The organism is Paenibacillus sp. J5C2022 (genome assembly GCF_025567625.1).
Taxonomy (GTDB): Bacteria; Bacillota; Bacilli; order Paenibacillales; family Paenibacillaceae; genus Pristimantibacillus.
Genome location: NZ_JAOQJC010000081.1, coordinates 1 through 8450, shown reverse-complemented (window position 1 = coordinate 8450; position 8450 = coordinate 1). Strand labels below are relative to the sequence as shown.

At 54.1% G+C, this 8450-nt stretch carries 6 protein-coding genes; 3 read left to right on the top strand and 3 right to left on the bottom strand.

Going from position 1 to position 8450, the window contains the following annotated elements; all coding sequences use genetic code 11:
* Positions 1 to 2607 (bottom strand): SNF2 helicase associated domain-containing protein (locus M6D81_RS31140; RefSeq protein WP_262681508.1); only part of this gene is annotated, 2607 nt, incomplete at its 3' end.
* 140 nt (positions 2608 to 2747) lie between these two features.
* On the opposite strand from M6D81_RS31140, the gene M6D81_RS31135 reads away from it, so the two are divergent.
* The 3 genes from M6D81_RS31135 to M6D81_RS31125 all read left to right on the top strand — a co-directional run bounded on the left by M6D81_RS31135 (position 2748) and on the right by M6D81_RS31125 (position 5899).
* Positions 2748 to 3509, top strand: a complete 762-nt coding sequence (locus M6D81_RS31135) for a DUF4184 family protein (RefSeq protein WP_262681507.1) — start codon at positions 2748 to 2750, stop codon at positions 3507 to 3509.
* A 74-nt stretch (positions 3510 to 3583) separates the two neighbouring features.
* Positions 3584 to 4621, top strand: a complete 1038-nt coding sequence (locus tag M6D81_RS31130; RefSeq protein WP_262681506.1) for an LLM class flavin-dependent oxidoreductase — start codon at positions 3584 to 3586, stop codon at positions 4619 to 4621.
* Positions 4622 to 4684: 63 nt separating this feature from the next.
* Positions 4685 to 5899, top strand: a complete 1215-nt coding sequence (locus M6D81_RS31125; protein ID WP_262681505.1) for an MFS transporter — start codon at positions 4685 to 4687, stop codon at positions 5897 to 5899.
* Positions 5900 to 6153: 254 nt separating this feature from the next.
* Here the strand turns inward: M6D81_RS31125 and M6D81_RS31120 are convergent, their stop codons facing one another.
* On the bottom strand, positions 6154 to 6807 hold the full coding sequence (locus M6D81_RS31120; protein ID WP_262681510.1) for a FusB/FusC family EF-G-binding protein: 654 nt from the start codon (positions 6805 to 6807) through the stop codon (positions 6154 to 6156).
* A gap of 250 nt (positions 6808 to 7057) precedes the next feature.
* Complete coding sequence (brnQ, locus tag M6D81_RS31115; protein ID WP_262681504.1) at positions 7058 to 8368, bottom strand: branched-chain amino acid transport system II carrier protein; 1311 nt, start codon at positions 8366 to 8368, stop codon at positions 7058 to 7060.
* Between the last annotated feature and the right edge of the window lie 82 nt (positions 8369 to 8450).

Genomic DNA, 8450 nt, shown 5'->3' with positions numbered 1-8450 from the left:
TTCAGCGTCGGCATCTTCGGCAGCAGCACTACCTGCATCTTCAGCGTCGGCATCTTCGGCAGCACCACTACCTGCACCTCCAGCGTCGGCATCTTCAGCAGCAGCACTACCTGCATCTTCAGCGTCGGTATCTTCAGCAGCAGCAGCACCTGCATCTTCAGCGTCGGTATCTTCAGCAGCAGCACTACCAGCATCTCCAGCGTTACCGGCATCTTCAGCAGCACCACTACCTGCACCTCCAGCGTTACCGGCAACTTCAACAACAGCATCTCCGGCAATCCGCAGCTTCTCCTTCCGCTCCTCCTTGCCGCCATCGGCGATAACCGCTCTAATGTCCGGTGCGAAGCGGGCCAGCTCGTTCCGCCAATTGTACATAAGCGAAGCGGGCGCCACGATAAGCGCCGGCATACCGCGCTCGCGAATGTCGGGCAGCATGGCCAGCAGGAAGGCAATACTCTGAATCGTCTTGCCCAGCCCCATATCGTCTCCCAGAATGCCGCCGAATCGGTAATGCGCCATGGTACGCATCCATTGATAGCCGAACGTCTGATAATCGCGCAGCAATGGCTGAAGCGACTCCGGCACGGGGAAGTCCATATTGTCGGGATGGCGGATATTGTCCAGCAGCGTGCGCAGCGACTTGCCCAGCTTGAGCTGGCCGACCTGCTCCGGCAAGCCGGCAAGCGCCAGCGCCCGAATGGTCGGCAAGCGCACGGTGTCGTCGTCGAATAAGGCCGGCTGATGCAAGCCGACCTCATTCATAACGCGCATCAGCGCCTCGTAATGAGTCGACTCAAGCGGCATAAGCGCGCCGTCCGGCAGCTTATAGTATCTTCGCTTCTCCTGCAGCGCCTGCACGATCCGCTTGATCTCCGCCTGCGGAATATCGTCCAGCGTGAACTTGAACTCCAGCCAGTCGGTCCGCTCATCCCATGTGAGCGAGATTTTCGGAGGCGGAGCATCGACGACAAGCCGAGTCTTCACGGCGGATGTGGCATAGATATCCATCAGATCTTCCAGCCGAGGCACAATATGGTGCAGGAATTCATACTCCGCATCGTCCCCTTCGATGACGTAGCCGCCTTCCGTCTTGCCGAAGCTGTCGTTCTCCAACATGGACAATATATACCGCTCCCGCTCGCCGTTCCGCATCAAGATGCGATCCGTTCCCCGCTGCTTGGCGGTGTCCTCCAGCGGGTTGATGATCACATCGCCGTACTGGAACTCCAGTCCGGCCAGCAGCCGCTCGCGCACCCGGTCCAAGTACATGCGGGCCTTCAGCGGCTTGTACACCACTCGCTCCGATACCTGCTCGGACATATGCACGCCGCCCAGCTTCGTCAATTGCGGCACGATGCGATCCAGGAAGCTCTCCATCCGCTCCGGTGCGATCAGGAGCTCATCCTTCTCCGCCCCTTCCAACAGAGTCTTCAGTCCCGCCAGCCGCCGGACGGTCTGCTCATCGATGCGGTACCACTTGCCCTCCGAGAAGGCCATCCCGTAGGCTTCCAGGAATGCCAGCTGCTTCAGGCCCTCAGGGTGGAATACATAGCCGTCGCCTCTGTCCGCACAGTCGAAAGTGAAACGGAGCGGCAAGTCTCCCTCAGCGAGCTGGAATCCTTCATAGAAGGAAGAGCGGATCAGCAACCCTCTGCGGCCGGTTCTGCTAATATGCTCTACTTTGACTACTCCGGTCTCCTGGAGCAAAGGAACCAGCTGAGGCCACGCATAAGGAGGGATGAGCAGCAGTCGCTCATTGCGGGCGGAGCGATTGTCGACATAGATCGAGTTTTGCATAGTGCGTTTATAGTCGCTTTCTTGCTTGCAGATATGGATCAGCCCTTGAAGGAGGGCGAGATCCTTCGAATCGAACCGATGCCGGTCAGGGTCATAGGCGAACAGCTTGGTGAACACATACGACGAGCCTTTATCGATATGCTCCAGCACATCCTTTATTTTCTGCACTTGATAGAGACGCTTCACGCCCAGCTTAAGCTCGATTCCGATTGTGGAGCCCGACAGTCCGCCCCCCAATTGTACGGTTGCCTCCAGTTGAAGCCGCTCCCGATGGTCCAGCAGCGCTTCGCTGCCGGCTCTGGCGGAGCTGTCCCGGAAGACAGCGAATACGCTGTCCACCAGCCTGTTGTCGGAAGCAGCCTCTTCCTGCTGCCATCTGCCGACAGTCTCCTGCTGTCGAGTCGATCGGCTTGTCAGCGGACGCGCCATCATCTCATTCGAAGTCAGAGTGCCGCTCGTATAAGAACGCACAGGAGCCCCGCCGCCACTATGCACATCCTGAAGGATCGCGATCAGCGCAGCCGCCACATGCTTGCAATATTGATGATCGGCATAGAACGCCAGACAGGAGCACTCCGCCTCCACATCCCCATTAGCGTCAATCGCGACGGTGACGTCGAACTTTTTGTTGGCAAGGACGGTTGCCTCATAGTTTCTCAATGGATTTCCGCCATTTTCTCCCGTATGCCGCAGCGCGACGTTCCCGTTCTTCCAATACGCCATGCCCCGTTCATAATGCTCGGCACCGCACAGCAGCTTAATGATTCTTTGCGTCAATTGATAGCCCATGCCGGCCCCTTTCTTTCCCATTCGTCATTCACTAGTACATTCATTATAATACAAAGCAGATCTCGATCATAAAAAAATGAAACCATTCTCCTCCCGGCTGCGTCTAGTAAGGGTTGCTACTTATGATGCTTGAAATATAGGTACGGGAGAGAAGAGAAGCCATGCCTTTTACATTTGCACATCCGCTGTATGCCGCACCGCTAAAGCGGCTTGCGCCGGGAATGTTCAGCCTGACTGGTCTTGTGCTGGGCAGCATGTCTCCGGACTTCGAGTACTTTATTGCACTAGAGCCCTACCAGAGAATAGGACATACAGCTGCAGGACTGCTGCTGCAAGCTTTGCCGCTGAGTCTGCTGCTGGCGATTCTGTTTCATTGCATCGTGAAGAATGCGCTTATCGCACATTTACCGTCATGGCAAGGCTGGAGGGGCAGAGCGAGGGCGCTAGCACATGCCTATCCGTGGAGATTCGGTCATTGGCGGGATTGGCTTGTCTTCGCGGTGTCGGTAGCGATCGGCTTTTATTCCCATGTATTGCTTGACGGCTTCACGCATGCGACAGGAATATATGTTCAGAAGTTTCCGATATTGCAGCAGCCTGTATTGCCGGAGCTTCCCCTGTACAAAATATTGCAGCACGGTCTGTCGCTGATCGGCTTGTCCGCAGGTCTGCTCATCATATTCCTGCTCTTGAAGCGGATGCCTGCCAATCCATCGGAGGCGGCTGGTCCGTCGGCGCGAAATAAACTTTTCTACTGGGGCATTGTTGCGGCAACGGCGGTTGCAACGGTGAGCGGCAAGCTGCTCATCACCTCCAGCGCGAATGTGATCGGGATACTCGTCGTAGCTTCCTTAAGCGGCTGTGTGCTGGGTGTGCTGATCGCTTCGCTTGTAGTTATGGTAAAGAACAAGTATAACCATTGACTAGAGGTAACTGTATAGAATATGATTACAGTATCCTTGTGGAGGAACTTCGAGAGATAAAGCAGGTGGTTGACTTGAGTAATAAAGGAATAACCGATCATGCGGATCGGCGTCATGCCTTGTTCGGCATCCCGCTATCCGTGCTTGATCTGTCGCCTATTCTGGCGGGAGGCACAGTGGCCCGGTCATTGCAGAACACACTGGATCTGGCGCAGCATGCGGAGCAGTGGGGCTATCATCGCTATTGGCTGGCGGAGCATCATAATACGCCGAGTGTGGCGAGCTCGGCCACATCGCTCGTTATCAGCCATGTGGCGGCGGGAACGTCGACGCTTCGAGTCGGCTCCGGCGGCATTATGCTGCCGAACCACGCGCCGCTTGTTATCGCGGAGCAATTCGGCACGCTGGATGCGCTCTATCCCGGCCGGATCGATCTGGGATTGGGGCGCGCGCCGGGGACGGACGGCTTGACGGCGAAGGCGCTGCGCGGCGAGCGCGGCGGGACAGGGCATAACTTCCCGGAGCTTCTGGAGGAGCTGAAGGCTTATATGAATCCGGGGGGAGCTGCAGCGAAGCCGCCGGTGCGAGCCATACCGGGGGAAGGGGCCGATGTTCCGATCTGGCTGCTGGGCTCCAGCGATTTCAGCGCGCTGCTCGCGGCGAAGCTGGGCATGCCGTTCTCCTTCGCGGGACACTTCTCGCCCATGTTCACAGTTCCAGCCATGAATCTGTACCGCAGCAGCTTCCAGCCGTCATCGGAGCTGGCACGGCCGTACGGCATGGTAGCCGTCAATATTGTCGCTGCCGATACGGATGAGGAAGCGGAATACTTGTCCACATCGCTGCAGCAGGCGTTCCTGTGGCTTATCCGGAACAATCCGCAGCCTCTGCCGCCTCCGGTGCGCAGCATGGATACGTTATGGACGTCGCAAGAACGGCATGCGCTGCAGCAGCAGCTTGGCGGCACGATTACGGGCAGTCCTGCCACATTGAAAGAGAAGATCGCACGCTACATCGAAGCGACGGGAGCAGACGAGCTAATGATCTCTTCGCATATATACGACCATGCTGCGCGCTTGCGATCATACGAGATTATAGCCGGGCTTCATTAGCCGGCGGGATTGACCGACAGATTTAGATATAGATAACAAGATTAGGGTAGGGTGAGACAACCAATGTCACAACAACAATCAGGAGGCAGCCGGATGCCGCTGCTTATGCTCAACATGTTCATTGCCATGCTGGGCATCGGCCTTATTATTCCCGTATTGCCGGAATACTTGCGTGAATTCGGAGCCGGAGGCTCGACGGCGGGCTATTTGATCGCCGCATTCGGCATCACACAATTTCTATGCTCGCCTATCTTCGGAGAGATGTCCGACAAGTACGGACGCAAATGGATGATTGTAACGGGGCTTGCCTTGTTCACGATCTCCAACTTGATATTCGCCACTGCGGAACATATTTCCATGCTTTACGTATCGCGCTTCGTCGGGGGCGTAGGGGCGGCGGCGATGATTCCATCCATGCTGGCGTATGTAGCAGATATTACGACGGAGGAGAATCGGGGCAAGGGGCTTGGCCGGATCGGCGCTGCCATGTCCTTCGGCTTCGTCATTGGCCCCGGAGCGGGCGGATTCCTGGCCGAGCTCGGCTTGCGCGCCCCGTTCTATGTATCGGCGAGCGTCGGCGTGTTCGCCGTGTTGTGCACGATGTTCTTCGTGCCGGAGTCGCTGCCTATGGAATCCAGACTTGCTGCCAGAGCGTCTACCATGAAGCGCGAATACATCTGGGTGCAGATCGCCAAGTCGTTCAAGGCATCGTACTTCGTGCTGCTCGTGCTGGTATTCACGCTGAACTTCGGTCTGCTTAACTTCGAGGCGATCTTCCCGATGTTTGTCGATGAGAAGTACAGCTACACGGTTCGCGAGATATCGCTCATTATTACGATCGGAGCGGGCGCGGGTACGCTGATCCAGCTGTTCTATATCGGCAAGCTGATTGACCGCTTCGGAGAGCGGCTGCTGATCAAAGCGACGCTGCTGCTGTCGGCCGTGACGCTGGTGCTCATGCTGCTGTCGGGCAACTTCTATTACGTGCTGCTTCTGACGACGTTCTTCCTGACGCTGACGTCCATTATGCGTCCGGCTATCAATACGCTGCTGTCGAAGGCGGCGGGCAACGAGCAAGGCTTCGTGGCGGGCATGAACAATGCATATATGAGCTTGGGCAATATATTCGGTCCAGCCGCAGCGGGCACGCTGTATACTCTGCACTTGAACGGCCCTTACTTGCTGGGGGCGATCGTGCTGCTGTTCAGCCTGTTCCTGGCGATGTCGAGAGCTGGGAGCGGCGTGCAGACGACCAATAATGTGAAGATAGGCGGCTAAGTCGTCTGGTGCGGCCGTTTCACATCATTTTTTAAGAGGGTGCTACCAGCATGCCAACGTTGGCGAGCGGCAGCACCCTCTTTTTATTATTGTTTTAGTTTAGGAGATGAATGATTTACTAGTTCGAGCTGTTCGAACTGTCGATAACGATGGTGAATGATAATGACAATAAGCAAGCCAAATTGGTTTTATATTGCAGCCAAAACAAAAGACGGCCGAAGCCGCCCTTTGTTTTGCACTACTGTACTTCAATTCTATTTTAGAACCGAGCCGATGAGTTTCTCTAATGAAGCGACATCGGTTATATTCTTGTTGCACGTATGGCCATCGACGCATAGATAGTTTCCGACCGACTTATAATAATCAGGCGAAGCATGCGCTGTTCTTTTTTTGGATACCGCCGAGAATAAGACAAGCTCTTCATATCTGTTGCATGCGAAGCAGTAGCTTTTCTTGCGGGTCGAGGTATACCTGCCTTCAACGCCGACGACTTGTCCGTTGTCATCATAGACGAGGAACATCTTTTGGGTCGCAATATCGATCCAGCTCAGATAGGATACATACCGGAAGTCGAGTTGCGATAGATCGGGAAGCTTCAACTTCTTGTTTTTCGGGAAAAGCCTTCTAATCTGTTTCTCGGTAACGGAAGGGAACGGAATCAGATACGGCTCGAGCTCCTGCATGTATTTCTGAAGGTCCTCTGCCGTTTTCAACTCCGATACGGCTTCCAGCAATGCTCTCCTGTCGTCCGCTGCGTCGGGATACAGCTCCGTCACCTTGGTCTGCGCGCCGAAGCGGACAGATTCCAATATTTTCGGGTCGCTCACCGTTCGAAGAGCGCGGATGACAGAATCAGCTTGGTTCTTGATCAAGTTATATTGAAAGTTTCTAATAAATGGATCGCACATGGACGTCAGCCCCTTATTTTTGATTTTGAGAAGAAATAAGGTGCAAAGCCAAGTATTAGAAGAATCGATAGATGCTTTTAATCGGGCGATGGATGTGAATTCAGACTCCCCCATGCAAAGTATCGCCTCCTAAATTCAGGCTTCGCATGAGTCCTTTCCAATCCGGTAATCTCTGATTACCATCAGTACCACCTCCCGTTCTGAATGTATTATAACTATACGCAAAAATGAATGAAAAACGCAAGCTCCCTTAGTTCGAACGCACTGGCAGCAGAAGCCCGATCAGTGCTCCCGCACAGGCAGGTATCAGCCAGCCTAATCCGATATCGTACAAAGGCAAGAACCGGTTAAAGAAGCCGCTGAGCTGTTCGATGCCTAGCGGCGTATCATTAAGACCGTCAACCAGACTGACAAGAAAGGTAAGCAGCAGACTAATCCCGTATACGGCGCGCTTGCCCTTAAACAAATGATGCATGAATGTCAACAAGATGAGCACGATAGCGAGCGGGTATAAGATCGACAAAACAGGTACGGAAAAATGAATTAATTGCTCCAGACCGATATTGGCGAGCAGGGCGCTTACAACACTCAGGACGATGCAGAGTTGTTTATACGACATGCCTGGAATAATCGTTTGAAAATAGCTGCTGCAAGCGGTGGTCAGGCCAATGCTTGTCGTCAGACAGGCAAGCAACACGATAATGCCGAGCACAATTCCTCCGAATGTGCCAAAATAATGGCTGGTCACCAAGTTGAGCACCTCGCCGCCATTGGCCAGAATACCGAACGTGGACACGCTGATAGCTCCAATATAAGTGAGGGATGTGTAGATGACAGCGAGCATGGACGCTGCTATCAAGGTCGCTTGGAGACAGACGGTCAGTATGCTTTTACGCTCTATAACCCCTTTTGCGCGAATAGCGTTGATGACGAGAATGCCGAATACCAATGCCGCGAGCGCATCCATTGTCAAATAGCCCTCTTGAAATCCCCTGAAGAAGGCTTGGGAGGTGAATCCGGCCTCCGGTTGTTGAGGCTCGCCCAGAGGCATCGCGAAGGATGCGATAGCCAGCAATGTGATGCAGGTGATCAAGATAGGTGTCAGTATCTTGCCTACGATGTCAACCATTCTTGCCGGGTTAATGGAGAAGAGCAAGGTCACCCCGAAGAAGAATACGGTGAAGACTGCCATTGCTAGAGGACCATGCTCTGATCCGATATAGGGCTTAAAACCGATTTCATATGAAATACTGCCGGTTCTCGGCATGGCAAACAACGGTCCGATCGTTAAGTAGAGCAACATTGTGTAGCCGAAGGCAAACCATGGATGTACGCGACTGGTCAATGCGAGCAAATTTTTCATGCCGGAAAATCCGAGCGCCAATGTGCCAAGCAAGGGCAGGCCAACGCCCGTAATCAGGAAGCCCAGATTGGCTTGCCATAATTGATTCCCCGCGAACTGGCCCATCATCGCCGGGAACACGAGATTACCCGCCCCGAAGAATAAGGCGAATAACATAAGTCCGATGGTCAAAGTATTACTAAACGGCATGCGATGCATAGAAGGTCTCTCCTATATCAAAAAATGAATGAAATAAGGCCTCTTTATGGTAGCACCTCAACGCTGTATTTGCACTGTATAA